Source organism: Microbacterium sufflavum (assembly GCF_023101165.1).
Taxonomy (GTDB): domain Bacteria; phylum Actinomycetota; class Actinomycetes; order Actinomycetales; family Microbacteriaceae; genus Microbacterium; species Microbacterium sufflavum.
Genome location: NZ_CP078076.1, coordinates 2,620,303 through 2,645,344 on the forward strand (window position 1 = coordinate 2,620,303; position 25,042 = coordinate 2,645,344).

General features: G+C 70.6%; 23 protein-coding genes. 17 read left to right on the plus strand and 6 right to left on the minus strand.

The annotated features are described in order from the left end of the window. Window positions 1-85: 85 nt before the first annotated feature. Genes KV394_RS12690 through KV394_RS12705 form a run of 4 tightly spaced genes read right to left on the minus strand, consistent with a single transcriptional unit; the run spans window position 86 to window position 3,072 of the window. Window positions 86-574: a YbaK/EbsC family protein gene (locus KV394_RS12690; RefSeq protein WP_136036735.1), complete on the minus strand. Its 489-nt coding sequence runs from the start codon at window positions 572-574 to the stop codon at window positions 86-88. A 22-nt stretch (window positions 575-596) separates the two neighbouring features. Continuing rightward, window positions 597-1,835: an MFS transporter gene (locus KV394_RS12695; RefSeq protein WP_136036736.1), complete on the minus strand. Its 1,239-nt coding sequence runs from the start codon at window positions 1,833-1,835 to the stop codon at window positions 597-599. Further along, window positions 1,832-2,269 carry a MarR family winged helix-turn-helix transcriptional regulator gene (locus KV394_RS12700; RefSeq protein ID WP_136034971.1) on the minus strand — a complete coding sequence of 146 codons (438 nt, stop codon included), beginning with the start codon at window positions 2,267-2,269 and terminating at the stop codon, window positions 1,832-1,834. The genes KV394_RS12695 and KV394_RS12700 overlap by 4 nt, the downstream gene beginning before the upstream one ends. Window positions 2,270-2,304: 35 nt before the next feature. Continuing rightward, window positions 2,305-3,072: an IclR family transcriptional regulator gene (locus KV394_RS12705; RefSeq protein WP_372490590.1), complete on the minus strand. Its 768-nt coding sequence runs from the start codon at window positions 3,070-3,072 to the stop codon at window positions 2,305-2,307. A gap of 126 nt (window positions 3,073-3,198) precedes the next feature. Here KV394_RS12705 and KV394_RS12710 point away from each other — a divergent pair, with 126 nt between their 5' ends. From KV394_RS12710 to KV394_RS12720, 3 genes are read left to right on the plus strand one after another with little or no spacing between them, the layout of a single operon-like run. After that, complete coding sequence (locus tag KV394_RS12710; RefSeq protein ID WP_247981592.1) at window positions 3,199-3,972, plus strand: CoA transferase subunit A; 774 nt, start codon at window positions 3,199-3,201, stop codon at window positions 3,970-3,972. 1 nt (window position 3,973) lies between these two features. Then, complete coding sequence (locus KV394_RS12715) at window positions 3,974-4,642, plus strand: CoA transferase subunit B (protein WP_247638697.1); 669 nt, start codon at window positions 3,974-3,976, stop codon at window positions 4,640-4,642. Next, window positions 4,635-5,837, plus strand: coding sequence for an acetyl-CoA C-acetyltransferase (locus tag KV394_RS12720; protein WP_247981593.1), 1,203 nt, complete (start codon window positions 4,635-4,637; stop codon window positions 5,835-5,837). Before KV394_RS12715 ends, KV394_RS12720 begins: the two co-directional genes overlap by 8 nt. Window positions 5,838-5,861: 24 nt before the next feature. On the opposite strand, the gene KV394_RS12725 is transcribed toward KV394_RS12720, so the two are convergent. After that, complete coding sequence (locus tag KV394_RS12725; protein WP_025103262.1) at window positions 5,862-6,161, minus strand: hypothetical protein; 300 nt, start codon at window positions 6,159-6,161, stop codon at window positions 5,862-5,864. A 206-nt stretch (window positions 6,162-6,367) separates the two neighbouring features. Here KV394_RS12725 and KV394_RS12730 point away from each other — a divergent pair, with 206 nt between their 5' ends. From KV394_RS12730 to KV394_RS12765, 8 genes are all read left to right on the plus strand, one after another. Continuing rightward, window positions 6,368-7,630, plus strand: coding sequence for an MFS transporter (locus KV394_RS12730; protein ID WP_247981594.1), 1,263 nt, complete (start codon window positions 6,368-6,370; stop codon window positions 7,628-7,630). Between the two features lie 62 nt (window positions 7,631-7,692). After that, window positions 7,693-9,099, plus strand: a complete 1,407-nt coding sequence (locus tag KV394_RS12735; protein ID WP_136046204.1) for an alpha,alpha-trehalose-phosphate synthase (UDP-forming) — start codon at window positions 7,693-7,695, stop codon at window positions 9,097-9,099. Between the two features lie 35 nt (window positions 9,100-9,134). After that, entirely contained in the window at window positions 9,135-9,935 is an 801-nt protein-coding gene (gene otsB / locus KV394_RS12740; RefSeq protein WP_136034961.1) for a trehalose-phosphatase, read from the plus strand. A 106-nt stretch (window positions 9,936-10,041) separates the two neighbouring features. Next, on the plus strand, window positions 10,042-11,760 hold the full coding sequence (ilvD, locus tag KV394_RS12745; protein ID WP_136036741.1) for a dihydroxy-acid dehydratase: 1,719 nt from the start codon (window positions 10,042-10,044) through the stop codon (window positions 11,758-11,760). A gap of 51 nt (window positions 11,761-11,811) precedes the next feature. Continuing rightward, the gene (locus tag KV394_RS12750; protein ID WP_136034957.1) at window positions 11,812-13,611 is read left to right on the plus strand and encodes an acetolactate synthase large subunit; all 1,800 of its coding nucleotides are present in this window, start codon (window positions 11,812-11,814) and stop codon (window positions 13,609-13,611) included. A gap of 3 nt (window positions 13,612-13,614) precedes the next feature. After that, a complete protein-coding gene (ilvN, locus tag KV394_RS12755) occupies window positions 13,615-14,124 on the plus strand; it encodes an acetolactate synthase small subunit (RefSeq protein ID WP_136036742.1) in 510 nt (169 codons plus the stop codon). A 43-nt stretch (window positions 14,125-14,167) separates the two neighbouring features. Continuing rightward, the gene (gene ilvC, locus KV394_RS12760) at window positions 14,168-15,196 is read left to right on the plus strand and encodes a ketol-acid reductoisomerase (RefSeq protein WP_136046205.1); all 1,029 of its coding nucleotides are present in this window, start codon (window positions 14,168-14,170) and stop codon (window positions 15,194-15,196) included. Window positions 15,197-15,290: 94 nt separating this feature from the next. Beyond that, window positions 15,291-16,565 (plus strand): alpha-L-fucosidase, encoded by a 1,275-nt coding sequence (locus tag KV394_RS12765; protein ID WP_407665443.1) that lies wholly within the window; start codon window positions 15,291-15,293, stop codon window positions 16,563-16,565. A gap of 18 nt (window positions 16,566-16,583) precedes the next feature. On the opposite strand, the gene KV394_RS12770 is transcribed toward KV394_RS12765, so the two are convergent. Next, the gene (locus KV394_RS12770) at window positions 16,584-17,735 is read right to left on the minus strand and encodes an ROK family transcriptional regulator (protein WP_136034949.1); all 1,152 of its coding nucleotides are present in this window, start codon (window positions 17,733-17,735) and stop codon (window positions 16,584-16,586) included. A 199-nt stretch (window positions 17,736-17,934) separates the two neighbouring features. Between KV394_RS12770 and KV394_RS12775 the strand changes: the two genes are divergently transcribed. From KV394_RS12775 to KV394_RS12800, 6 genes are all read left to right on the plus strand, one after another. Beyond that, window positions 17,935-19,194 (plus strand): ABC transporter substrate-binding protein, encoded by a 1,260-nt coding sequence (locus tag KV394_RS12775; RefSeq protein ID WP_136036744.1) that lies wholly within the window; start codon window positions 17,935-17,937, stop codon window positions 19,192-19,194. A 42-nt stretch (window positions 19,195-19,236) separates the two neighbouring features. Next, entirely contained in the window at window positions 19,237-20,142 is a 906-nt protein-coding gene (locus KV394_RS12780) for a carbohydrate ABC transporter permease (protein ID WP_136034945.1), read from the plus strand. Further along, window positions 20,132-21,052 (plus strand): carbohydrate ABC transporter permease, encoded by a 921-nt coding sequence (locus KV394_RS12785; protein ID WP_136034943.1) that lies wholly within the window; start codon window positions 20,132-20,134, stop codon window positions 21,050-21,052. The genes KV394_RS12780 and KV394_RS12785 overlap by 11 nt, the downstream gene beginning before the upstream one ends. Before the next feature lie 2 nt (window positions 21,053-21,054). Beyond that, window positions 21,055-22,029, plus strand: coding sequence for an ROK family protein (locus KV394_RS12790; RefSeq protein WP_247981596.1), 975 nt, complete (start codon window positions 21,055-21,057; stop codon window positions 22,027-22,029). A 63-nt stretch (window positions 22,030-22,092) separates the two neighbouring features. Continuing rightward, window positions 22,093-23,667, plus strand: coding sequence for a M81 family metallopeptidase (locus tag KV394_RS12795; protein WP_323131770.1), 1,575 nt, complete (start codon window positions 22,093-22,095; stop codon window positions 23,665-23,667). Further along, the gene (locus tag KV394_RS12800; protein ID WP_247981597.1) at window positions 23,664-25,013 is read left to right on the plus strand and encodes an alpha-L-fucosidase; all 1,350 of its coding nucleotides are present in this window, start codon (window positions 23,664-23,666) and stop codon (window positions 25,011-25,013) included. The genes KV394_RS12795 and KV394_RS12800 overlap by 4 nt, the downstream gene beginning before the upstream one ends. The last annotated feature ends 29 nt before the right edge of the window (window positions 25,014-25,042 follow it).

Genomic DNA, 25,042 nt, shown 5'->3' on the forward strand with positions numbered 1-25,042 from the left:
CCGATGCCCCGCGCACCGGACTCGATCGTCCCATCATGCTGCACGGGGTGCGCGGGTGCACGGCCCTGGATGCACGGAGCCCGGATCAGGCTCCGGCGACGTCGATCACGGTGCCGTGCGTGAGCTGCTCCAGTTCGGCGAAGGTGAGGGGCATCACCGTGTGCGGGTGCCCTGCGGCAGCCCAGATCTCCGGGAACGCCGTGAGTGCGCGGTCGAGGTAGGTCGGCAGCGGTGCCGGGTGCCCGACCGGTGCCACGCCGCCGATCGCCTGACCTGTCGCCTCCCGCACGACGGACGCCGGCGCCATCGAGACGTCCGTGGCGCCGATGCTGCGCGCCAGGACGCCGAGGTCGACCCGGTGTCCGCCGCTCGTCATCACGAGCACCGGGTCACCGTCGGCGAGGAACACCAGGCTGTTGGCGATCGCGGCGACCTCGCAGCCGATGGCGGCCGCGGCCTCCGTCGCGGTTCGAGCGGAGTCGGGGAGGACCCGGATCTCCGCATCGACACCCGACTCGACGAGGTGCTGATGCACCAGGCGGCTGCGTTCGGGAAGCGAGGGCGCGTCGGTCATGGCACCACGGTAGTGGAGGCGCTCAGGCCGCGTCGCCGACGACGATGGCCTGGGCGTCCTCCGCCGCGGGGTCAGCGGGCTCGTCGTCGATGTGCGCGAGGGCACGACGGCCGAGGAACACGGTGAGCGCGGCGAGGAGCACCGCGACCGCCGCGAACAGGTACGGAACGGTCGCGCTGAACAGGTGCCACAGGAGTGCCGCGATCGGCGGAGCCATCGCGCCACCGAGGAAGCGGACGGCCGAGTAGGCGGACGATGCGACCGAGCGGGGCAGATCGGTGGCCTCCATCACGGCCTCGGTCAGCACCGTGTTCATGATGCCGAGCAGCAGGCCGCCCACGATGATGCACGCCACGAGCGCGGCGGCGCTGTCGACGACGAGTCCGGCGACCACGAGGTCGATCGCCAGCAGGGGCAGCACGACCAGGATGATCCGGGTGCGGGGCATGCGCCGCATCAGCACGGGTGCGACCCACACGCTGGTCACCGCGAGCGCGACGCCCCAGCCGAAGAAGGTGAAGCCGATGCCCATCGCGCCGAAGCCCAGGGGGAACGGCGAGAACGCCAGCAGCACGAAGAAGCCGATGTTGTAGAACAGCGCGGCGACGGCGAGGATCGCGAGCGCGGGACGACGGAGTGCTGTGAACGGCGCGGAGAACGGAACGGGCGTGCGCTTCTCGCTCGGGCCGCGCAGCAGCAGGGACACCGCGATGAACGCGATCGCCATGAGCACGACGACACCGAAGAAGGGGCCGCGCCAGCTCTGCTCGCCGAGGATGCCGCCGAGCAGCGGACCCACGGCGATGCCCAGACCGAGGGCTGCCTCGTACAGCACGATCGCCGCGCCGCTGCCGCCCGAGGCTGCCCCGACGATGGTCGCGAGAGCGGTGGAGATGAACAGCGCGTTGCCGAGGCCCCAGCCCGCCCGGAACCCGATCACCGCGTCGACGCTGCCGCTCAGGGCGCAGAGGAGAGCGAACACCACGATCAGCGCGAGACCGACGAGGAGCGTCGCTTTGGCGCCGATACGGCTGGAGACCCAGCTGGTGACGAGCATCGCGAGGCCGGTGACGAGGAGGTAGCTGGTGAACAGCAGCTCGGTCTCGACCGGTGACGCCTCGAGCGACTCGGCGATGGCGGGCAGGATGGGGTCGACCAGCCCGATGCCCATGAACGCGACGACGCAGGCGAACGCGACCGCCCACACCTGCGCGGGCTGCCTCCAGACGGACGGGGTCGATGCGGCGGTGGTCTGGGTCACTGGTGGTCTCCTGCTCTGTCGGCGGTGGTGCGCTCGGCGAGGATCCGGGCCGCGCGGGTGAGCGCTGCCCAGTCGTCGTCGTCGAGGTCTGCGAATCGCGGGGCGATGGTGGAGCGGAACTCCGCCCTCCACTCGTCCACGGCTGCCGTCCCGGCCTCCGTGATGGCGACCGTGATCGCCCGGGAGTCGTCGGGATCGGGGGAGCGGTGCACGAGCCCCTCGCGTTCGAGGGTGCCGATCAGCCGCGTCATGCCGGGCTGGGTCGTGCGCGCCGCCGCGGCCAGCTCGCCCACGCGACGGGGCCCCGTCTGGGTGAGCAGGCTGAGGACGCGCCACTGTGCCGCCGGGGCGTCGTTCCCCGCGTCCTGAGCGGCGATCCGGCCGAGCGCGTACCCGGAGAGCACGAGCGACGGGATGACATCCACGCGATTCATACCAGCCAGTATATATCGCTTGGTATGTATACGCGTCAGCGGCGGGCGTTCGCGATCCGCGCCGAGAGCTGATGGGCGTGCGCCAGCAGGATGCGGCCCAGCTCGGCCTGGCGATCCGGTCCGAACCGGAAGGCCACACCGGTCAGGCTCAGCGCCCATTCCGGGCGCCCCGCGCGATCGAACACGGCGGCGCCCAGGCCCCAGCTGCCCTCCACGATGAGACCGGGGTTCACGGCGTACCCGCGCTCCTTGGTCTCCGCCAGTCGCGCACGCAGGGGAGCCCGCCCGTGGGCGCGACCCCAGCGGGTCTCCAGGTCGGGGTGCCGTTCGAGATAGGCATCCACATCGTGGTCCGGCAAAAAGGACAGGATCGCCAGGCCGGCGCTCGCGACACCGAGGGGGAAGCGCACCCCCTCGCTCAGGACGAAGGAGCGGATCGGGAACGAGCCCTCCTCGCGCAGCAGGCAGACGGTCTCGTCGGCGCGGCGCACCGAGAAGAACGCGCTCTCCTCGGTCGTGACGGCGAGCGAGCGCACGATGTCGCGCGCGAGGCCGGTCACGTCGTAGCGCGCCGCCGCCACGGATCCCATCAGGAACAGCTCCGGCCCCGGCATCCAGCGCGCGCTGTCCGTGTCCCGGTCGACCAGGCCCTCCACGCGGAGGGCGGTGAGCAGCCGATGCGCCGTGGAGCGCGACAGCCCCGAGGCGCGAGCGAGCTCCTGCAGCGTCGCGCCCTCCGCCCCGGACGCGGTGACCAGGCGCAGGAGCCCGGCCGCCCTCGCGATCGCCTGGGCCCCGGGCACGCTTCGAGACGTCGATTCCACATTGTGGACGGTAGTCGGCCTGCGGGCCACATCACAAGACCGTGCTGGCGTGGTCGCACCCGCCGGGCGGATCCTGGAGGAGAGCACGGAACCGAAGGAGCAGACGTGATCGACAAACACTGGGAGTCCGCCGCCGCGGCCGTCGCGGACATCCCCGACGGCGCCTCTCTCGCGGTCGGCGGGTTCGGCCTCTCCGGCAATCCGATCGCCCTGATCGAGGCTCTCCTCGCCCAGGGCACGACCGACCTGAGCATCGTCAGCAACAACTGCGGCGTCGACGACTGGGGGCTCGGCATCCTCCTCGCGGCGCAGCGCATCCGGAAGATGACCTCGTCGTACGTGGGGGAGAACAGGGAGTTCGAGCGCCAGTTCCTCAGCGGCGAGCTCGAGCTCGAGCTGACGCCCCAGGGCACGCTCGCGGAGAAGCTGCGCGCCGGCGGTGCGGGTATCGCGGCGTTCTTCACACAGACGGGTGTGGGCACACAGGTCGCGGAGGGCGGCCTGCCGCGCCGCTACCACCCGGACGGCTCCATCGCGGTCGCATCGCCGGCGAAGGACGTGCGCACCTTCGAGGTGGGCGGGGAGCCGAGGGAGTTCGTGCTGGAGGAGGCCATCACCACCGACTTCGCCCTCGTGCACGCCGCCCTGGGCGACCGTCACGGCAACCTCGTCTTCACCAAGGCGGCGCGCAACTTCAACCCGCTCGCGGCCATGGCCGGACGCATCTGCATCGCGCAGGTGGAGCGGCTCGTGGAGCCCGGCGACCTGGACCCCGACGCGGTGCACCTGCCCGGGGTGTTCGTGCACCGCATCGTGGAGGTCGGCACCGACATCCCCAAGCGCATCGAGCGACGCACCGTCGCGGCGGAAGGAGCCTGACATGGCGCTCACGCGAGACCAGATGGCCGCCCGCGCCGCCGCCGAGCTGCAGGACGGCTCGTACGTGAACCTGGGGATCGGGCTGCCCACGCTCGTGCCCAACCACGTGCCGCCCGGCGTGACCGTGGTGCTGCAGTCCGAGAACGGGATCCTGGGGGTCGGGCCCTACCCGCGCGAGGAGGAGGTCGACCCCGACCTCATCAACGCGGGCAAGGAGACCGTGACGACGCTCCCCGGAGCGGCATTCTTCGACTCCGCCCTCAGCTTCGGCATGATCCGTGGCGGGAAGATCGACGCCGCGATCCTCGGTGCCATGCAGGTGTCGGCCGCGGGCGACCTGGCGAACTGGATGATCCCGGGCAAGATGGTCAAGGGTCCGGGCGGCGCCATGGACCTCGTGCACGGCGCGGGCAGGGTCATCGTGCTGATGGAGCATGTGGCGAAGGACGGGTCGGCGAAGATCGTCGACGACTGCTCCCTCCCGCTCACCGGCCGCGGAGTGGTCGACCGCATCATCACCGACCTGGCCGTGATCGACGTGACGCCCGACGGCCTGGTGCTCGTCGAACTCGCCCCCGGTGTCACGATCGACGAGGTCGCCGCCGCCACGGAACCGCCCCTCAGCCTCTCCCCGGAACTGCAGAACGGAAGGACCCCCACCCATGACTGACAACCACATGGTGACGGACGACGACGTGGTCATCGTCGCCGCCGCGCGCACCCCGCAGGGTCGGCTCAAGGGTCAGCTTGCCGCGTTCACCGCGCCGCAGCTGGGCTCGTTCGCGATCCGCGGCGCTCTGGAGCAGGCACACGTCGACCCCGGCGACGTGGATGCCGTGATCGTCGGACAGGTGCTCGCCGCCGGCTCGGGACAGAATGCGGCCAGGCAGGCGGCGATCGGCGCGGGGATCGGCTGGGACGTGCCGGCGCACTCCGTGAACAAGGTGTGCCTGTCCGGGCTGACGGCCGTGATCGACGCCGCCCGCATGATCCGCACCGGCGACGCCGAGGTCGTCGTGGCTGCCGGCATGGAGTCCATGACCAGGGCCCCGCATCTGCTGATGGGGTCGCGCGACGGCTGGGCCTACGGCACCGTCGAGGTGCTCGACCACCTGGCCTACGACGGCCTGACCGACGCGTACGACCGCGAGAGCATGGGGGCGTCCACCGAGCGGCACAACGAGCGCTTCGGCCTCACGCGCGAGGCTCAGGACGCGGTCGCCGCGCTCTCGCACCAGCGGGCCGCCGCGGCGCAGGAGTCCGGCGTGCTCGACGCGGAGATCGTGCCGGTCGAGGTGCCGCAGCGACGCGGTGAGCCGCTGCGCGTCACGAGGGACGAGGGCGTGCGCCCCGACACCACCGTGGAGTCGCTGGCCGGGCTGCGTGCCGCGTTCGCGGAGGGCGGCAGCATCACCGCGGGAAACTCCTCGCAGATCTCCGACGGCGCCTCGGCCGTCGTCGTGGCGACGCGGCGCATCGCGAAGGCGAAGGGCTGGCCCGTGCTGGCGACCGTCGGCGCGAGCGGGCAGACCGCTGGGCCGGACAACTCGCTGCAGGCGCAGCCCGCACGGGCGATCGAGCGCGCGTGCGAGAAGCAGGGCATCACGCCGGCGGATCTGGACATCGTGGAGATCAACGAGGCGTTCGGTGCGGTCGTCGCCCGGTCGCAGACCGAACTGGGCCTCGACAGCGACATCGTCAACGTGCACGGGGGCGGGATCGCGATCGGCCACCCGATCGGAGCGTCAGGGAACCGCCTGGTCGTGCACGCGGCTCACGAGCTCGTGCGACGCGGGGGCGGCACGGCCGCGGTCGGGCTGTGCGGCGGCGGCGGGCAGGGCGAGGCGCTCATCCTCACCCGGTGAACGACCGCGGGCCGTGGGGGCGCGTCAGGACCGCTTGTCCTGGGCATGCCCCTGCGCGTCGGCGAGGGCCTTCTGCGACCGGAACTGCAGCCGCTGCGCCTTCTTCGACTTCTTGACGGACTGCGGGGAGTCGGCGTCGACCGGGACGCCGTGGCGCTCGCGACGCATGTCGACCACGGCGCCCACCGCGAGTGCCATCGTGATGCCCCAGCTCACCCACGACAGGAGCGAGCGCCAGGTGATGGGTTCGTTGCGGGTGCCGCGCAGCAGCGAGATCCCTGCCGAGATCGCGGCGACGAGTCCGGTGCTGAAGAGGTAGCGCATGCCCCTACGCTACCCGCCGCCCTCCGTCCCTCGCCCTGCCTTGACAACGCGAGGGCGGTGCTGGCAGGGCGCCCATGCAGGCGGGATCGTTATCATGGGGGAGTCGCGGGTCACCCGCGGCCGCACACACCGTGTATCTACCGGCCGCCGGCCTCTCCGGCGGACAGCGGCGGCACCCGACATCGCGTCATCGACGCGCGAGAGCCATGACACACGTCACCGTCACCCCTCCTGCCCGCGCCCACGAGCCGAGCCTCTTCCGCCTCGCCGGCCTGCCCTACTTCCTGATCGCGTTCATCGCGCGACTGCCGTTCGCCATGATGGTCGTCGGCGTGCTCACCGTGGTGGTCTCGGCCCGCGGCTCCCTCGCCCTCGGCGGACTCACCTCCGCCGCGGTCGGCCTGGGGACCGCCTGCTTCGGGCCGCTCCTGGGCGCCGCGGCCGATCGGTTCGGTCAGCGCGCTGTGCTTCTCGTGCTCGCGGTCGGCAACGCCGCCATGCTGCTGCTGTTCACCGCGGTCGTGTACGGCGAGGCCGCCGACGGGTTCGTCCTGCTCGCCGCGGTCGGCATCGGGGCGACGGCGCCCCAGGTGGCCCCGCTGTCCCGCTCCCGCCTGGTCACGCTGATCGTGGAGCGGATGCCGGAGGAGCGCCGCACCAGGACCGTGTCCGGAACGATGGCGTACGAGTCGGCGGCCGACGAGACCGTGTTCGTGTTCGGGCCGTTCCTGGTCGGCATCCTCGCATCCGCTCTCGCGCCCTGGGCCCCGCTGGTGGGTGCGGCGGTCCTGACGCTGGTCTTCGTGGGAGCCTTCGCCCTGCACCCCAGCGGGCGCCAGGTGTCGCAGGACCGCGACGCGGACGGCCGTGCTCCCTCGGCCGTGTCCGAGCTGTTCCGCCCGCGACTGCTGATCGTGGTGCTCGGCATCCTGGGCGTCGGACTGTTCTTCGGCGCGATGCTCACCTCGCTCACGTCGTTCATGGCCGACCGCGGTGCGCCGGAGCAGGCCGGGCTGCTGTATGGCGTGATGGGCGTGGGATCGGCGGCGCTCGCCCTGGGCGTCGCGTGGCTCCCCGCCCGCTTCACGCTGCGGGCGCGGTGGCTCGTGTTCTCCGCGATCCTGCTCGCGGGCACGCTGCTCCTCTGGGTGGTCGACAGCCCCGCGGCCATGATGATCGCGCTGGCCGTGATGGGCATCGGCATCGGCCCCACCCTGGTCACGCAGTACAGCTTCGGCGCGGCACGCAGCCCACGCGGTCGGTCCGCGACGGTCATGACGATGCTCGGATCCGGTGTCGTCGTGGGTCAGTCCATCGGCGCGGCCGTGGCGGGCGAGCTCGCGGAGAGCGCGGGAACCGAGGCCGCGCTGGTGCTGCCCATGGTCGCCGCGGCCATCACGTTCGGCGCTGGTGTCGCGAACTGGGCCCTCAGCGGCGTGACGCATCGACGCGCGCCCGTCAAGCCCTGAGCGCAGATCGGCGAGCGCCGCGGTTCCTCGATAGCCTGGATGAAACCCCCAAGGAGCTCTCCGTGACCGCTGCTGACTTCGTCGTCGTCGCCAACCGCCTACCCGTCGACCGGGTGGTGGGCCCCGACGGCGAAGAGACATGGCGCACCTCGCCGGGCGGTCTCGTGGCCGCCCTCGAGCCCATGATGCGCCGTGTGCACGGCGCCTGGGTCGGCTGGCCGGGGCAGCCCGACGTCGCGCTGGACCCGTTCGAGGCGGACGGCATCGATCTGATCCCCGTCGCTCTGAGCGCGGAGGAGGTCGCCGACTACTACGAGGGCTTCGCGAACGACACCATCTGGCCGCTCTACCACGACGTGATCGCGCCACCCCAGTACCACCGTGAGTGGTGGGAGGCGTACGTGACGGTGAACCGGCGCTTCGCCGAGGCGGCCGCGGCAGCCGTGGCGGAGGACGGCACCGTCTGGGTGCACGACTACCAGCTGCAGCTCGTACCGCAGATGGTGCGCGAGCTGCGACCCGACGTGACCATCGGCTACTTCCACCACATCCCGTTCCCCGCGCACGGCCTCTATGCGCAGCTGCCCTGGCGCGACCAGGTGCTGCGCGGCCTGCTCGGGGCGGACGTCATCGGCTTCCAGCGGGCGCAGGACGCGACCTACTTCCTCACGGCGGTGCGGCGTCGGCTGCGCTATGAGGTTAAGGGAGCCAACGTCGCCGTGCCCGAGGGCGGCGAGACCAGGACCGCGCTCGCCAAGGCGTTCCCGATCTCCATCGACACGGCGCCGTACCTGGAGCTCGCCGCGCGACCGGACGTCCGGGCGAGGGCGGCCGAGATCCGCGCGAGTCTCGGCAACCCCAAACGGATCCTGCTCGGGGTCGACCGCCTCGACTACACCAAGGGCATCGGTCACCGGATCAAGGCCTACGGCGAGCTCCTCGAGGACGGGCGCCTGGCCGTCGAGGACGTCACGCTCATCCAGGTCGCCAGCCCGAGCCGCGAGCGCGTGGACGCCTACGCCCACCTGCGCGACGAGATCGAGCTCGCGGTCGCCCGCATCAACGGCGACCACGACACGGTCGGACACTCCGCCATCCGCTACCTGCACCAGGGCTATCCCCGCGAGGAGATGGTGGCGCTCTACCTCGCGGCCGACGTGATGCTCGTGACCGCGCTCCGCGACGGCATGAACCTCGTGGCCAAGGAGTACATCGCGACGCGGACCGACAACCACGGCGTGCTGGTGCTGAGCGAGTTCACGGGTGCCGCCGACGAGCTACGCCAGGCCGTCCGGGTCAACCCGCACGACATCGCCGGGCTCAAGGACGCCATCATGGAGGCCGTCGAGATGTCGCCCGCCGAGCAGGCGCGCCGCATGAGGTCGCTGCGGCGCCGCGTGCTCGACAACGACGTGAACGCCTGGTCGACCTCCTTCCTCGACGCCCTCGCCGCGGTACGCGGTCGCTGAGCCCGCCCGATACCCGCACCTCGAACGGAGAACCCGTGACGCGCCCCTGGACCCCCGGAACCGCCGACGCCGACCTGACCGCGCTGGCCGCGACCCCCCGGCTCGTGGTGGCCCTCGACTTCGACGGCACGGCCTCGCCGCTCGTCGTCGACCCGATGGCCGCCAGGGCCCATCCCGCGGTCGCCACCCAGATCGCCCGGCTCGCCGCGATGCGCGACACCGTCGTGGCCTTCGTCTCCGGCCGCAGCATGCACGACCTGCGTGAGATCACCGAGCACACGGACGACTCGGTGATCGCGCTCGCGGGGTCGCACGGCGCACAGTACTGGTTCCCCGGCGAAGGCGCGGCGGATGCGCCGGGTGCCCCCACGGCGGACGGTGCGCGCGAGGAGCTGTGGGCGGCCGCGCAGCCGATCATCGACCGCTACGAGGGGGCGGAGCTGGAGCCGAAGACGTTCGGCATGGGGGTGCACACGCGCCGCGCCGACCGCGAGACCGAGGAGCGCGTGTTCGCGGAGATCGACGCGCTGGTCGCCGAGCGGTTCCCGCACTGGCGTCGCCGGGCGGGTCACCGGGTGCTGGAGTTCTCGTCCCGAGCGGAGGGGAAGGATGCGGCGATGGCCGCGCTGCGTGAGCGCTTCGATGCCACGGGCATCCTCTTCGCGGGCGACGACGTAACCGATGAGGACGCCATGCGCGTGCTCGGCGAGGGCGACCTCGGCGTGCGCGTCGGCCCGGGGGAGAGCGCCGCGGCCCTGCGGGTGGATTCCCCGGAGCAGGTGGGCGCCCTGCTGGAGACGCTCGCCGACGAGCGGCAGGTCGCTCTCGGGGGCTGACCCTCCGGCTCCCGCTGCGCGCGTGTGGACACCCCACAACAGATCGCCGCGCTTCTGGAGCCCGCGTGCGGACGAACGGGTGCTCGCGCAGGAATAGACTCTCGTCATGTCCTCGCATGATCCCTCCTCCAGCGCGCCCATCGACATCAAGCCCCGCAGCCGCGTCGTCACCGACGGCATCGAGGCCACGACCTCCCGCGGCATGCTCCGTGCCGTCGGCATGGGCGACGAGGACTGGGACAAGCCCCAGATCGGCATCGCGTCCAGCTGGAACGAGATCACGCCGTGCAACCTGAGCCTCGACCGTCTGGCGCAGGGCGCGAAGGAGGGCGTGCACTCCGGCGGCGGCTACCCGCTGCAGTTCGGGACGATCTCGGTGTCGGACGGCATCTCGATGGGCCACGAGGGCATGCACTTCTCGCTCGTCTCGCGCGAGGTCATCGCCGACTCGGTCGAGACCGTGATGATGGCCGAGCGCCTCGACGGCTCCGTGCTCCTCGCGGGCTGCGACAAGTCGATCCCCGGCATGCTCATGGCCAGCGCCCGCCTCGACCTGTCCAGCGTGTTCCTCTACGCCGGATCGATCGCGCCGGGGTGGGTCAAGCTCTCGGACGGCACCGAGAAGGACGTCACGATCATCGACTCGTTCGAGGCGGTCGGCGCGTGCCGGGCCGGTCTCATGAGCGAGGAGGACCTCAAGCGCATCGAGTGCGCGATCGCTCCCGGTGAGGGGGCGTGCGGCGGCATGTACACCGCCAACACGATGGCGTCGGTCGCCGAGGCGCTCGGCCTCAGCCTTCCCGGCTCGGCTGCTCCGCCCGCGGCCGACCGCCGTCGCGACTACTTCGCGCACCGCTCCGGCGAGGCCGTGGTGAACCTGCTCCGCCAGGGCATCACGACCCGCGACATCCTCACGAAGGAGGCGTTCGAGAACGCGATCGCGCTCGCGATGGCCCTCGGCGGCTCCACGAACGTGGTGCTCCACCTGCTCGCGATCGCCCGCGAGGCCGAGGTCGAGCTGAGCCTGCACGACTTCAACCGCATCGGCGACCGCGTGCCGCACGTGGCCGACATGAAGCCGTTCGGCAAGTACGTGATGAACGACGTCGACCGTCACGGCGGCATCCCCGTCATCATGAAGGCCATGCTCGACGAGGGCCTGCTGCACGGCGACGCGCTCACCGTGACGGGCAAGACGCTCGCCGAGAACCTCGCCGACCTCGACCCGCAGCCGATCGACGGCGAGGTCATCCACACCTTCGACAACCCCATCCACGCGACGGGCGGCCTCACCATCCTCCACGGCTCGCTCGCCCCGGAGGGTGCCGTGGTCAAGACCGCCGGATTCGACGCGGCCGTGTTCGAGGGACCGGCGCGTGTGTTCGAGCGCGAGCGAGCGGCGATGGACGCGGTCGCCGAGGGCTCGATCGAGCCGGGCAGTGTCATCGTCATCCGTTACGAGGGCCCCAAGGGCGGACCGGGCATGCGGGAGATGCTCGCGATCACCGCGGCCATCAAGGGCGCTGGGCTCGGAAAAGATGTACTACTCTTGACGGACGGACGATTCTCAGGCGGCACAACCGGCCTGTGCATCGGCCACATAGCACCCGAAGCGGTGGACGCTGGTCCCATCGCCTTCGTGCGCGATGGTGATCTGATACGGGTCGATATCGCAGCTCGCTCTCTCGACCTACTCGTCGACGAGGCGGAGCTCGCCTCCCGCCGCTCTGGCTGGGAGCCGCTTCCCCCGCGCTACACCCGAGGCGTTCTTGCCAAGTACTCGCGCCTCGTGCGGTCCGCCGCCGAGGGAGCGACCACCGGCTGACCCGGATGCATCGGCATCCGGCGTCCTCCACAGTTCACCAGAAGGAAAGTCATGACTGCTGACACCGTCTCGGCCGTGCCGAGGCCGCCCGCCCGTTCATCCGCCCCGGAGATCACCGGTGCCGAGGCCGTCGTGCGCTCGCTCGAGCTGCTCGGCGTCACCGACGTCTTCGGTCTCCCCGGTGGCGCGATCCTGCCGGTGTACGACCCGCTCATGGACGCGTCGCAGCTGCGCCACATCCTGGTGCGCCACGAGCAGGGCGCCGGTCATGCGGCCGAGGGGTACGCGTCCGCGTCGGGCAAGGTCGGCGTGTGCATCGCCACCTCCGGTCCCGGCGCGACGAACCTCGTCACCGCGATCGCCGACGCCTACATGGACTCGGTGCCGCTGCTGGCGATCACCGGCCAGGTGTTCTCGACCCTGATGGGGACGGACGCGTTCCAGGAGGCCGACATCGTGGGCATCACGATGCCGATCACGAAGCACTCGTTCCTGGTGAAGGACGCGGCGGACATCCCCGGCGCGATCGCGGCCGCCTACGAGATCGCCGGCACCGGTCGTCCCGGTCCCGTGCTCGTGGACATCACGAAGGATGCGCAGCAGGCGGTCGCCCCGTTCGTGTGGCCGCCCAAGATCGACCTGCCCGGCTACCGCCCGGTCACCAAGGCGCACGGCAAGCAGATCCAGGCCGCGGCCGCCCTGCTCGCCGAGGCCAAGAAGCCGGTGCTGTACGTCGGCGGCGGCGTCGTGCGCGGTCGTGCGGCCGCCGAGCTGCTGGAGCTCGCGGAGTCCACCGGCGCCCCCGTGGTGACCACGCTGATGGCCCGCGGCGCCTTCCCCGACTCCCACGCGCAGCACCTGGGCATGCCCGGCATGCACGGCACCGTCCCGGCGGTGCTGGCGCTGCAGGAGGCCGACCTCATCGTGTCGCTCGGAGCGCGCTTCGACGACCGCGTGACGGGCAAGGCGGCGCTGTTCGCTCCGCACGCCAAGGTCGTGCACGTGGACATCGACCCCGCGGAGATCTCGAAGATCCGCACGGCCGATGTGCCGATCGTGGGCGACGTGCGTGACGTGCTGACCGACCTCGACGCCGCATTCCGCGGTGCGACGGGTGGCGCGAAGCCCGACATCGAGGAGTGGTGGTCGTACCTCGACGGCCTCCGCAACGAGTTCCCGCTCGGCTACGCGCCGACGACCGACGGGCTGCTGGCGCCGCAGTACGTGATCCAGCGCATCGGCGAGCTCACCGGACCGGAGGGCATCTTCGCCTCGGGCGTGGGGCAGCACCAGATGTGGGCCGCGCAGTTCATCAAGTACGAGCGTCCGAACGCGTGGCTCAACTCCGGGGGAGCCGGCACCATGGGCTACTCGGTCCCCGCGGCGATGGGGGCCAAGGTCGCCGAGCCGGAACGCCAGGTCTGGGCGATCGACGGCGACGGCTGCTTCCAGATGACCAACCAGGAGCTCGCGACCTGCGCGATCAACAACATCCCGATCAAGGTCGCCATCATCAACAACTCCTCGCTGGGCATGGTGCGGCAGTGGCAGACGCTGTTCTACGACGGCCGTCACTCCAACACCGACCTGAACACCGGCCACGGCACGGTCCGCATCCCCGACTTCGTCAAGCTCGCAGAGGCGTACGGCTGCCTCGCGATCCGTGTGGAGAAGGAGGAGGAGGTCGACGCGGCCATCCAGCTCGCTCTCGACACGAACGACCGCCCCGTGGTGATCGACTTCGTGGTGAGCGCCGACTCCATGGTGTGGCCGATGGTGCCGCAGGGCGTCAGCAACAGCTATGTCCAGTACGCGCGCGACCACGCGCCCGCCTTCGACGAGGAGGACTGAGCCATGTCAACCCACGTGCTGAGCCTGCTGGTGGAGAACACCCCCGGCCTGCTGACCCGTGTCGCGGGGCTCTTCGCCCGCCGCGGCTTCAACATCGACTCCCTCGCGGTCGGCGTGACGGAGGTGCCCGGGATCTCCCGCATCACGGTCGTCGTCGACGTCGAGGAGCTTCCGCTCGAGCAGGTCACCAAGCAGCTGAACAAGCTGATCAACGTGATAAAGATCGTCGAGCTCGACCCGACCACCTCGGTGCAGCGCGAGCACATGCTCGTGAAGGTGCGCACCGACAATGCCACCCGGTCGAACGTGATCGAGGTCGTGAACCTGTTCCGCGCGTCGGTCGTCGACTACGCCTCCGACGCCCTGGTGATCGAGGTCACCGGCGACAAGGGCAAGGTCGAGGCGCTGCTGCGCGCGCTGGAGCCGTTCGGCATCAAGGAGATCGCCCAGTCCGGTCTCCTGGCCATCGGCCGCGGCGGAAAGAGCATCACCGAGCGCGTCCTGCGCGGCTGACCATTCCCCACTCTTCCGAACCACAATCAAGGAGAAACACACCGTGAGCACCGAGATCTTCTACGACGACGACGCCGACCTGTCCCTGATCCAGAGCAAGAAGGTCGCGATCGTCGGCTACGGCTCGCAGGGTCACGCCCACGCGCAGAACCTGCGCGACTCGGGCGTCGAGGTCGCGATCGCCCTCAAGGAGGGCTCCAAGTCCGCCGCGAAGGCGGAGGAGGCCGGCTTCCCGGTCAAGACCGTCGCCGATGCGACCGAGTGGGCCGACGTCATAATGATCCTCGCGCCGGACCAGCACCAGCGCACGATCTACAGCGAGTCGATCGCCCCGAACCTGACCGCGGGCAAGACCCTCGCGTTCGCGCACGGGTTCAACATCCGCTTCGGCTACATCGACGCCCCCGAGGGTGTCGACGTGATCCTGGTCGCCCCGAAGGCGCCCGGTCACACGGTGCGCCGCGAGTTCGTCGCCGGTCGCGGCATCCCGGACATCATCGCCGTCGAGCGCGATGCATCGGGTCACGCCTGGGACCTCGCGCTGTCGTACGCCAAGGCGATCGGCGGCACCCGGGCCGGCGTCATCAAGACCACGTTCACCGAGGAGACCGAGACCGACCTCTTCGGTGAGCAGGCCGTGCTCTGCGGTGGCATGAGCCACCTGGTGCAGGCGGGCTTCGAGACGCTCGTCGAGGCCGGGTACCAGCCGCAGATCGCCTACTTCGAGGTGCTGCACGAGCTGAAGCTCATCGTCGACCTGATGTGGGAGGGCGGCATCGCCAAGCAGCGCTGGTCGATCTCCGACACGGCTGAGTTCGGCGACTACGTCTCCGGACCGCGCGTGATCGACGAGCGCGTCAAGGAGAGCATGAAGGGCGTGCTGTCCGACATCCAGTCCGGCGCGTTCGCGAAGCGCTTCATCGAGGACCAGGACAACGGCGCCGAGGAGTTCCTCGCACTGCGTGCCAAGGAGGAGCAGCACCCGATCGAGGCCACCGGCAAGGAGCTGCGGTCGCTGTTCGCCTGGAAGCAGCAGGACGAGGACTACGTGGACGGCAGCGCCGCGCGCTGAGTCGATCGTCGAAGGAACGGGCGTCCCCTCGGGGGCGCCCGTCTCGCGTTTCCCGACCTCATTCGTCCGTCAAACATCGGATGTCTATGCCAGGATGGGAGGCATGCGACAGGAATGGTTTGATCACGCCCGCTTCGGGATGTTCGTGCACTTCGGGCTGTACAGCGGCGCGGCGCGGCACGAGTGGGTGCAGAACTATGAACGCCTCACCGACGAGGACTACCGCCCGTACTTCGACAACTTCGACCCCGATCTGTTCGATGCGGCCGCCCTGGCCAGGACGGCCAAGGAGAGCGGGATGGGCTACGTCGTGCTCACGACCAAGCACCACGACGGCTTCTGCCTGTGGGATTCCGCACTCACGGATTTCACGTCGGTGTCGGCCGTCGGGCGCGACCTCGTGCGCGAGTACGTCGACGCGCTCCGCGCCGAGGGGCTCAAGGTGGGGCTGTACCACTCGGTGATCGACTGGCACCACCCGGACTTCACGGTGGACTGGAACCACCCCCGCCGCGACGACGAGAACGCGCACGTGCTCAACGAGGGTCGCGACATGTCGCGGTACCGCGCGTATCTGCACGGCCAGGTGCGCGAGCTGCTGACCGCGTACGGCGACATCGACTACCTGTTCTTCGACTTCACCTACCCCGAGGAGAAGGACGGCTGGGCCGGCAAGGGGCCCGAGGACTGGGACGCCGAGGCGCTGCTCGCTCTGTGCCGCGAGCTGCAGCCGGAGATGCTGGTGAACGACCGCCTGGGCATCCCCGCCGACTTCGTCACCCCGGAGCAGTACCAGCCGACCGCGCCACTCCTGCGCGACGGCGAGCCCCTGGTGTGGGAGGCCTGCCAGACCCTCAACGGATCGTGGGGATACCACCGCGACAACACCGATCAGAAGTCGCCGACGCTGCTGGTGCAGATGCTGGTCGACTCGGTCTCGATGGGGGGCAACATGCTGCTCAACATCGGTCCGGACGGCCGCGGGGCGATCGCGCCGCGGGATGCCGGGACGCTCGCGGAGATCGGGGAGTGGATGCGGCTGCACGAGCGCGCGGTCATCGGTGCAGGGCACGCCCCGTTCACCCCGCCGCGCGAGGGCGTGTACACGCTGCGGGGCGACCGCCTCTACCTCAGCCTGTTCAGCTGGCCGCTCGGGTTCGTGCACCTTCCCGGGCTCGCCGACCGCGTGACGTACGCGCGCCTGCTGAACGACGGCTCGTGGCTGCGCACCTCGGTGTCCGACCCCGAGCAGCAGGCGGATCTGATGACCCCCGCCGGCGAGGCCGAGGGGACGCTCACGGTGCATCTGCCCGTGCGTCGTCCCGACGTGCTGGTGCCGGTGATCGAGCTGCGCCTGCGCGCGGAGTGAGCGGGCGGTGGCGGCGGCTCAGGCCGTCGCCACCGGGATCTCCACGCCTTCGAGCGCCAGCCGCGCGGCGCCGTACAGGATCGCGTCCGCGCCCGTGGTCGCCGCCTCGATGCGCAGGCGCTGCGTGGCCAGGGGGTGGCAGGCCTCGTAGACCCGGCTGCGGACGGCCGCGATGAACGGCTCCGAGGCGCTCATGCTGCCCGTCAGGAACACGGCGTGCGGGTTGAAGAAGTTCACGACACCGGAGAGCGCCTGACCCAGGTGCGTGCCCGCCGTGCGGACGAGCGTGGTCGCGACGGGATCGGCGTCGCGCGCGAGCGTGAGCACGTCGGCGGTCGTGGCGACGGCGGTGTTGCCGCGCTCGTGCATCTGTCGCACGAGGCTGGCACCGCTGGCCACGGTCTCCAGGCATCCGGTGTTGCCGCACGAGCAGGGGATGTCGCCGCTGCCGTCGATGCGGGTGTGGGTGATGTCGCCCGCCGCGGCCGTCGCGCCGCGGTGCACGTGACCGTCGACGATGATGCCGCTGCCGATCGCGGTCCCCGCCTTCACGGTGATGCTGTGCTGTCCGTGACCGAGCTGCTCCCGATGCTCGCCGAGCGCCGCGAGGTTCGCGTCGTTGTCGACGACGACGGGAACGCCGTAGCGTTCGGCGAGGTGCTCGCCTACGCGGAAGCCCGGCCATCCCGGCATGCGCGAGGGCTGGTCGACGGATCCCGTGGCGATGTCGACCGGGCCGGGGAGACTGACCCCGATCGCGTGCACCCTGGTGTCTGCCACGAGGCGGTCGAACACCTCGGCGACCCGCGCGAGCGTGGCCTCCGGGCCGTCGGCGACGTCGATCGCGATCGTCTCGCTGTCGAGCAGCGCGCCGCTCAGGTCGTGCCGTCCCACGCGGGCGTGCTTTCCGCCCAGGTCGGCGGAGAGCACGAGGCCGTCGGAGGCGATCTGCAGCACGCGGGGCCGGCGACCGCCGCGCGAGGTGCCGGCTCCGGCCTCCTGCAGCACGCCGGCGTCGAGCAGCGCCTGCACGCGGAGTCCGACCGTGGACGCGGCGACGCCCATCGTCGCCGCCAGCTCCGAGCGCGAGCGGGCCTGACCGCGCGCGACGAGGTCGAGGATGCGCCGCGTGTGCGGATCGTCGACGGGGGTGTCGGCGGGGTTCGTCATGGGAGCCCTTCGTCTCGGAGCATCGTCAGCGTAGCGGGGGAGTGCCGTGTTTCGGGGAGGTGACGCCGTATCACCGTCCGATAAACATCGGATGTTCAGCTTGCGGCACTCCCCGAACTATGAAAGCCTCACTTCATACGAAATCCTATTAGGTTAATTCGACCCGCGAAATAACCTTTCCCTTCTCAGGAGGCATTCAATGAAGAAGTTGCGTGTGGGGGCTGTCGCCGCTGTCACGGGCGTGGCCGTGGCGATGACCGGTTGTGCCAGCACGGGCGGCTCTGGAGGCTCCGCCGACGGCGACACCATCGTCGTCGACATGTGGGCGGGCAGCGAGTCCGACGTCGATGCGCTCGAGGCGCAGATCGAGTTCGCGCAGAAGCAGAACCCCGACATCACCATCAAGCTGCAGACGTCGCCCTGGAGCGACTTCTTCACGAAGCTGACGACCAACATGGCCAGCGGCAACATGGCGTGCATCACCGGGATGAGCGGCGCGCAGCTCGGCGGTTACACGGGCGGCTTCCGCGAGCTGAGCGAGAAGGACCTCGAGACGGCCGGGATCGACTGGTCGGAGTTCAACCCGAGCGCCGACGGCATCCTCAGCTTCGAGGGCAAGGTCTACGGCGTGCCGTTCGACGTGGCCACCATGCTCGTCTACTACAACCAGGACATGCTGACCGCCGCCGGTGCCGCCACGCCGGAGATCGGCTGGACGTTCGACGACTTCTCCGCGATCGCCGCCGACGCCACGAAGGACGGCAAGTACGGCTTCGGCATGGGCATGGGCGGCTACCAGTGGATGTCGATGCCCATCGCGTACTCCGCCACGCAGCCGGCCTCCGAGGACGGCACGCTGCACATCGACGACGACGCGTTCGTCGACGCGGCCACCTGGTACGCCGGGCTGGTCACGGAGCAGAAGGTCGCGGCGCCCGTCGCCTCGGCCTCCGACACCGGCTGGGGCGAGAACCAGTACACCGGCGCCAACGCGGCCATGGCCGTCGACGGCACCTGGAACGCGGTCAGCTACCTCAACAACGAGTCCGGCTTCGCCGCCGGCATGGTGCCGCTGCCCGCGGGCGTCGACGGCAACCCCGGACCGATCCTCGGCTCGGGCTACGGCATCGCCGCCAACTGCAAGAACCCGGAGGCCGCGCTGAAGGTCCTCGGCTCGCTGGTGGGTGAGGACGCGCAGGACTACATCGCGTCGTCCGGCCGCTCGTACCCCGCGCGCACCTCCTCGCAGCCGCTGTACTTCGAGTCGATCGACGAGCAGTACCGCGACCAGGTGCAGTCGGTGTTCGAGGCCGCGTTCGCCGACACCGTCCCGCTGTACATGACCAAGAGCTGGCAGAAGCTCGACAGCTACATCCAGCCCAACCTCGTCAGCGTCTACAACGGCCAGATGACGATGGAGGAGCTGCTGTCGAACGCCCAGGCGCAGTTCGGCGAGTGACCCGGCTCCGGCCGCCGCAGCAGTAACAGAGAAAGACAAGAGATGACGATCACGACGACACGTCGAGGATCGCTCGCCAAGGTCGAGGGCCGCCAGGCGCTGGGTTTCGCAAGCCCGGCCCTGGTGGGCCTCGCCCTGTTCACGATCGTGCCCGTCGGGCTGTCGATCGTGATGAGCGTCTTCGACTGGCCGACCTTCGGCGAGCGGACCTTCAACGGGGTGGACAACTACGTCAAGCTGTTCACCAGCAGCCCCGACTTCTGGCCGGCGCTGCGGAACTCGGCGGTGTACACGCTGCTGTACGTGCCGCTGAGCGTCGCCCTCTCGCTCGTGCTCGCTCTCGGACTCGGACCGCGGATCCGCGGTCGCGGCGCCCTGCGCGTGCTCTTCTTCATCCCGGTCGTGACGCCGATGGTCGCCAACGTGCTGGTGTGGAAGATGATGCTGCAGCCGCAGGGCCTCTTCAACGGCCTCTCGGTCAGCTGGTTCGGGATCGAGCTGCCGAACTTCCTCGCCGATCCCTCCTGGGCCATGATCATGGTCGTCGTGATGAGCGTCTGGCAGGGCCTCGGCTACAACATGCTGATCTTCTCGGCGGCTCTCGAACAGCTCCCCGAGAGCGTGCTCGAGGCGGCCAGCATCGATGGCGCGCAGGGCTTCCGCCGCGTGTGGAGCATCATCATCCCGATGATCTCGCCGTCGATCTTCTTCGCCACCATCATGACGATGATCACCTCGCTGCAGGTGTTCGTGCAGCCGCAGATGCTCACCGGCGGCGGCCCGGGCAACGCCACCAAGCCGCTCGTGATGTACATCTGGGAGCAGGGCTTCACGTTCGGCGACCTCGGCCTCGCAGCCGCCGCCGCCTGGATCCTGTTCGCCATCATCATCGCGATCACCGGCCTCCAGTTCGCCGCGCAGAAGAAGTGGGTGCACTATGAGCACTGAGACCCTCGTCCGCCCCGCCGGCCCCGCGCCGCGCCGCGACCGCGAGCGTGAGCGCGAGAAGGCTCGCGGAGCCTCCACGACTCCGGGTGCCCGCCTCCGTCTGGTGCTCGCGCACGTCTGCATCTACATCGCCGCGCTCATCTTCATCGCGCCGCTCGTGTACGCGTTCTTCTCGGCCCTCAAGCCCAACTCCGAGATGTTCTCCATGCCGCCGACGCTCGTCGGCTCGGAGATCCGCTGGAGCAACTTCGTCGACGTGTTCGCCTACGGGCCGTTCCTGACGTACATCATGAACTCGTTCATCGTGGCGGTCGGCGGCACGCTGGTCGTGCTGGTGGTCTCGACCACCGCCGGGTACGCGTTCGGGCGGCTGCGGTGGAAGGGGCGCGACGCCGTGTTCGTGCTCTTCCTCGCCACGCTCATGGTGCCGGCCGAGGTGCTCGTGATCCCGATGTTCCAGGTCATGCAGTGGTTCAACTGGGTCGACACATACCAGGCGCTCATCCTGCCGTTCGCGTTCGGCGCCTTCGGGACCTTCCTCATGCGGCAGTTCTTCCGCGGGATCCCCTATGAGCTGGAGGAGGCGGCACGCGTCGACGGCGCCGGTCCCGTCCGGTCGTTCCTGCAGATCATCCTCCCGCTGTCGAAGTCGGCCGTCGCCGTGCTCGCGGTGTTCACGTTCCTGTCCTTCTGGAACAGCTACCTGTGGCCGCTGATCGTGACGGTCGACTACAACGCCCACGGCACGCTGCCGGTCGGACTGGCCAGCTTCGCCGGTCTCACCGGCACCCGCTGGGACCTGCAGATGGCGGCGGCGATCATCTCGATGATCCCGACCACCGTGCTCGTGATCGTGCTGCAGAAGCACCTGGTCAAGGGCATCGCGATGGCAGGACTGGGCGGACGCTGAGCATGATCGGTCAGGGACAGGGCACCACTGTGCCCATCGACGGTCGACCGCGTCCGCGAACCGGGCTGGCGGGGATCGACATCGGCGGCACCAAGATCGCCGCGCTCGTCGTGGGGGAGGACGGCTCCGTCGTCGCCCGCGGCAGCGTGCCGGCCCCGGCCGCCCTGGGCGGAGCGGCCATGGCCGATGCCGCGGCGGGCCTCGTCCGGGCACTCGCCGGCGAGGCCGGGGTGCCGCTCGCCGCAGCGGGCGTGGGCGCCGCGGGCGTCATCGACCACGAGACCGGCACCGTGCGGGCGGCCTCGGCCACGTTCGTCGGCTGGGCGGGATTCCCGCTCGCGGACGAGCTCGGACGACGCCTGGGCGTGCCGGTCAGCGTCGAGAACGACGTCAACGCGTTCCTGCTCGGAGAAGCGGCCGCGCTGAGCCGCACCGAGCGCGACGTGCTGGGCGTGATGCTCGGCACGGGCGTGGGCGGAGCCGTCATCATCGACGGCGCGCTCCACCACGGGCCCCACGGTGCGGCGGGCGAGATCGGACACACCCCCGGGTACAGCGAGCTCGTGTGCACCTGCGGGCAGACAGGGCACCTGGAGACGCTGGCCTCCGGAACCTCCATCGCCCTGCGCTACCGCGAGCGGACGGGCGGCGAAGCGGCAGACGCCCGGGCGGTCGCCGCCCTCGCTCGGGGTGGAGACGCGGACGCCCTCGCCGTGTTCGCCGCCGCCGGTCGCGCGGTCGCCCTCGCCAGTGCGAGCGCCGCGACCCTGCTCGACCTGCCGACCGTGATCGTGGGCGGTGGCGTCGCCTCGGCGTGGGACCTGCTGGAACCCGCGATCCAGGCGACCCTGCGCACGGACTCGCCGGTGTCGGGCATCCCGCTGCGCATCGTCCCGGCGCAGCTGGGCTCCGATGCGGTCGCCCTCGGAGCGATCGAGACCGCCCGTCGGGCCCTCGCCCCCGCACCCCCACTCTGAATCGACTCCACGGATGAGAGGTATCGCATGGTGACCGCACCCCAGGACGCCCACGAGATCTGGATGGGCCCGCTGCCGCCCGTCGACGACGGCGGCCTGCCGAAGCCCCGCGTGGGCATCGCCGGCATCTCGATCGAGTCCAGCACGTTTTCGCCGCACATCTCCGGCGACGAGGCCTTCACGATCCGTACCGGCGCGGACCTCCGCGCCTACTACCCGTTCCTCGACGAGGGGCGCGAGCTGGCCGAGGCCGCCGAGTGGGTTCCGCTCACGCACGGCCGCTCGCTGCCCGGCGGTGCCGTGGACCCCGAGACGTACCGGCGGATGAAGGACGCGATCCTCGACGGCATTCGCGAGCACGGGCCCTTCGACGGCTTCTTCTTCGACATCCACGGCGCCATGAGCGTCGTGGGCATGGACGACGCCGAGGGCGACCTGGCCCGTGCCGTCCGGGAGGCACTGGGACCCGACACGCTCGTCTCCACGTCGATGGACCTGCACGGCAACGTGTCGGAGGTGCTGCGCGATGCGGTCGACCTGCTGACCTGCTACCGGATGGCTCCGCACGAGGACTGGCTCAACACCAAGGAGCGCGCGGTGTGGAACCTGCTCGACCGGCTGCGCGGGCCGCACGGCGCCGACCCGCTCGCGCGACGGCCCTTCACCGCCTGGGTGCCGGTCCCCGTGCTGCTGCCCGGTGAGAAGACCAGCACGCGGCTCGAACCGGCGCGCGGCATCTACGCCGAGCTGCCCGCGATCGAGGCGCTGCCCGGCGTGGTCGACGCGTCCGTCTGGATCGGGTACGCGTGGGCCGACGAGCCGCGCTGCCAGGCCTACGTCGTGGTCACCGGCGACGACCGTGAGCTCATCGCCCGGGAGGCCGAGCGCGTCGCCCGCCGGTTCTGGGACGCGCGCGAGGACTTCGTGTTCGTGGCCGAGACCGGCACGCTCGACGAGGCGCTGGACCGCGCGCTCGCGCCCGCAGCCGCCCGGCCGTACGTCATCTCGGACTCGGGCGACAACCCCACCGCCGGGGGAGCGGGCGACGTGACCTGGACGCTCGCGCGCCTGCTGGAGCGACCGGAGCTCACCGACGGGAGCCAGACGACCCTCGTCGCGTCGATCTTCGACAGTGAGGCCGTCGCGCGGGCGGTCGCAGCGGGTGTCGGCGCCGAGGTCGAGCTCGAGGCGGGGGCCCGCGTCGACCCGGGTCCGCACGGGCCCGTCACGATCCGCGGCACCGTCTTCTCGATCACGCACGGCGACCCCGACGCGGGCACCCAGGCCGTGATCGCGGTCGGCGGCCTGCACGCCATCGTGACCGAGCGCCGCAAGCCCTTCCACCACCTCTCGGACTTCCGGATGCTGGGCCTCGAGCCCACCGAGGCCGACATCGTCGTGGTGAAGATCGGCTACCTGGAGCCGGAGCTGTACGAGCTCGCCGCCGACTGGACGCTCGCGCTCACGCCCGGCGGCGTCGACCAGGACCTGCTGCGCCTCGGCCACCACCGTCTGCGCCCTGGCGTCTACCCCTTCGACACCACCGGCACGCCCGACCTGACCGCGACGGTCGTCCGCCGCGGCGACGCCGAGGAGACGCCCGTCGACTCCACCCCCGCAGAGGAGACCCCCGCATGATGAACTTCGAGAAGCGCACCGGGCCCGACCTCGGCTCCGCGGCACCGGTGTACCCCGCGAACGGTGTGCCGGAGTGGTACCGCGACGCGAAGCTCGGCTTCTTCGTGCACTGGGGCCTGTACTCGGTGCCGGCGTGGGCGGTGCAGCACGGCGAGGGCGTCAACATCCCCACGGAGGACGCCTACGCGTGGCACCAGTACGCGGAGTGGTACGGCAACACGGTGCGCATCGCGGGGAGCCCCACGTGGGAGCGGCACCAGCGCCTGTACGGCCCCGGCACCTCCTACGAGGACCTCGCCGACCGCTGGGACGCCGCCGCGTTCGACGCCGACGCGTTCGTCGGAGAGCTGGTGGGCGCGGGCGCGAGGTACATCGTGCCCACCACCAAGCACCACGAGGGCTTCTGCCTGTGGGACACCGCGACGACCGGCTTCAACGCCGTCGCGCGTGCGCCCCGGCGCGACCTGATCGCCGAGTTCCACGACGCCACGCGTCGCGCTGGCGCGAAGTTCGGCGTGTACTACTCCGGGGCGCTCGACTGGCACGTCAGCGACTTCCCGGCGATCGAGTCCGACACCGACCTGTTCCGGTTCCGCCGCAACGACGAGCACTTCGCGCGATACTCGGCCGCCCAGCTGGAGGAGCTCGTCGAGCGCTTCGCGCCGGATGTGCTGTGGAACGACATCGAGTGGCCGGACGGCGGCAAGGGCGACCAGGAGTACGCGGTCGCCGCGCTGCTGCGCCGCTACTTCGATGCCGTGCCCGAGGGCGTCGTGAACGACCGCTGGGGTGTGCCGTACCACGGCTTCCTCACGCGCGAGTACACGGACATCCCGGAGATCATCCCCGAGCCGTGGGAGTCCACGCGCGGACTCGGCTACTCGTTCGGCTTCAACCAGGACGAGGACGAGCGCCACTCCCTGTCCGGCGCGGCCCTGATCCGCCTGCTGGTCGACGTCGTGGCCAAGAACGGCAATCTGCTCATCAACGTCGGCCCCGCGGCAGACGGCTCGATCCCCGAGCTGCAGCGCCGGGCCATGCGCGAGCTCGGGTCGTGGCTCGACGCGAACGGCGACGCCGTCTACGGAACGCGGCCATGGATCCGGATGGGGGAGCAGGCCGGGGCCCCGCGCCGCTACACGACCTCGGCCGGTGCCGTGCACGTCCACGCGCTCGACCCCGCGGCCGGCCGCATCGAGCTCCCCGCGGAGCTCGACCACGCCACGCTGCGCTGGAGCGACGGCTCGGAGGCGGAGGTGTCGCGAGACGGCTCCGGCGCTGTCGCCACCATCCCGCCGGGGCTGCAGCCCGCTCCGGTCGCGGTGCTGTCCGCCCAGGGCGTCTGAGCAGCCACCCCGCACGATGCGAACGACGA

Excerpts from the sequence above, each read along its gene's own strand:
- KV394_RS12715 (WP_247638697.1), top strand. The coding sequence starts at position 3,974 with ATGGCGCTCACGCGAGACCAGATGGCCGCCCGCGCCGCCGCCGAGCTG.
- KV394_RS12765 (WP_407665443.1), top strand. The coding sequence starts at position 15,291 with ATGGGAGGCATGCGACAGGAATGGTTTGATCACGCCCGCTTCGGGATG.
- KV394_RS12780 (WP_136034945.1), top strand. The coding sequence starts at position 19,237 with ATGACGATCACGACGACACGTCGAGGATCGCTCGCCAAGGTCGAGGGC.
- KV394_RS12700 (WP_136034971.1), bottom strand. The coding sequence starts at position 2,269 with ATGAATCGCGTGGATGTCATCCCGTCGCTCGTGCTCTCCGGGTACGCG.
- KV394_RS12750 (WP_136034957.1), top strand. The coding sequence starts at position 11,812 with ATGACTGCTGACACCGTCTCGGCCGTGCCGAGGCCGCCCGCCCGTTCA.
- KV394_RS12785 (WP_136034943.1), top strand. The coding sequence starts at position 20,132 with ATGAGCACTGAGACCCTCGTCCGCCCCGCCGGCCCCGCGCCGCGCCGC.
- ilvN (WP_136036742.1), top strand. The coding sequence starts at position 13,615 with ATGTCAACCCACGTGCTGAGCCTGCTGGTGGAGAACACCCCCGGCCTG.
- KV394_RS12690 (WP_136036735.1), bottom strand. The coding sequence starts at position 574 with ATGACCGACGCGCCCTCGCTTCCCGAACGCAGCCGCCTGGTGCATCAG.
- KV394_RS12795 (WP_323131770.1), top strand. The coding sequence starts at position 22,093 with ATGGGCCCGCTGCCGCCCGTCGACGACGGCGGCCTGCCGAAGCCCCGC.
- KV394_RS12725 (WP_025103262.1), bottom strand. The coding sequence starts at position 6,161 with ATGCGCTACCTCTTCAGCACCGGACTCGTCGCCGCGATCTCGGCAGGG.
- KV394_RS12770 (WP_136034949.1), bottom strand. The coding sequence starts at position 17,735 with ATGACGAACCCCGCCGACACCCCCGTCGACGATCCGCACACGCGGCGC.
- KV394_RS12800 (WP_247981597.1), top strand. The coding sequence starts at position 23,664 with ATGATGAACTTCGAGAAGCGCACCGGGCCCGACCTCGGCTCCGCGGCA.
- ilvD (WP_136036741.1), top strand. The coding sequence starts at position 10,042 with ATGTCCTCGCATGATCCCTCCTCCAGCGCGCCCATCGACATCAAGCCC.
- KV394_RS12775 (WP_136036744.1), top strand. The coding sequence starts at position 17,935 with ATGAAGAAGTTGCGTGTGGGGGCTGTCGCCGCTGTCACGGGCGTGGCC.
- KV394_RS12730 (WP_247981594.1), top strand. The coding sequence starts at position 6,368 with ATGACACACGTCACCGTCACCCCTCCTGCCCGCGCCCACGAGCCGAGC.
- KV394_RS12790 (WP_247981596.1), top strand. The coding sequence starts at position 21,055 with ATGATCGGTCAGGGACAGGGCACCACTGTGCCCATCGACGGTCGACCG.
- KV394_RS12720 (WP_247981593.1), top strand. The coding sequence starts at position 4,635 with ATGACTGACAACCACATGGTGACGGACGACGACGTGGTCATCGTCGCC.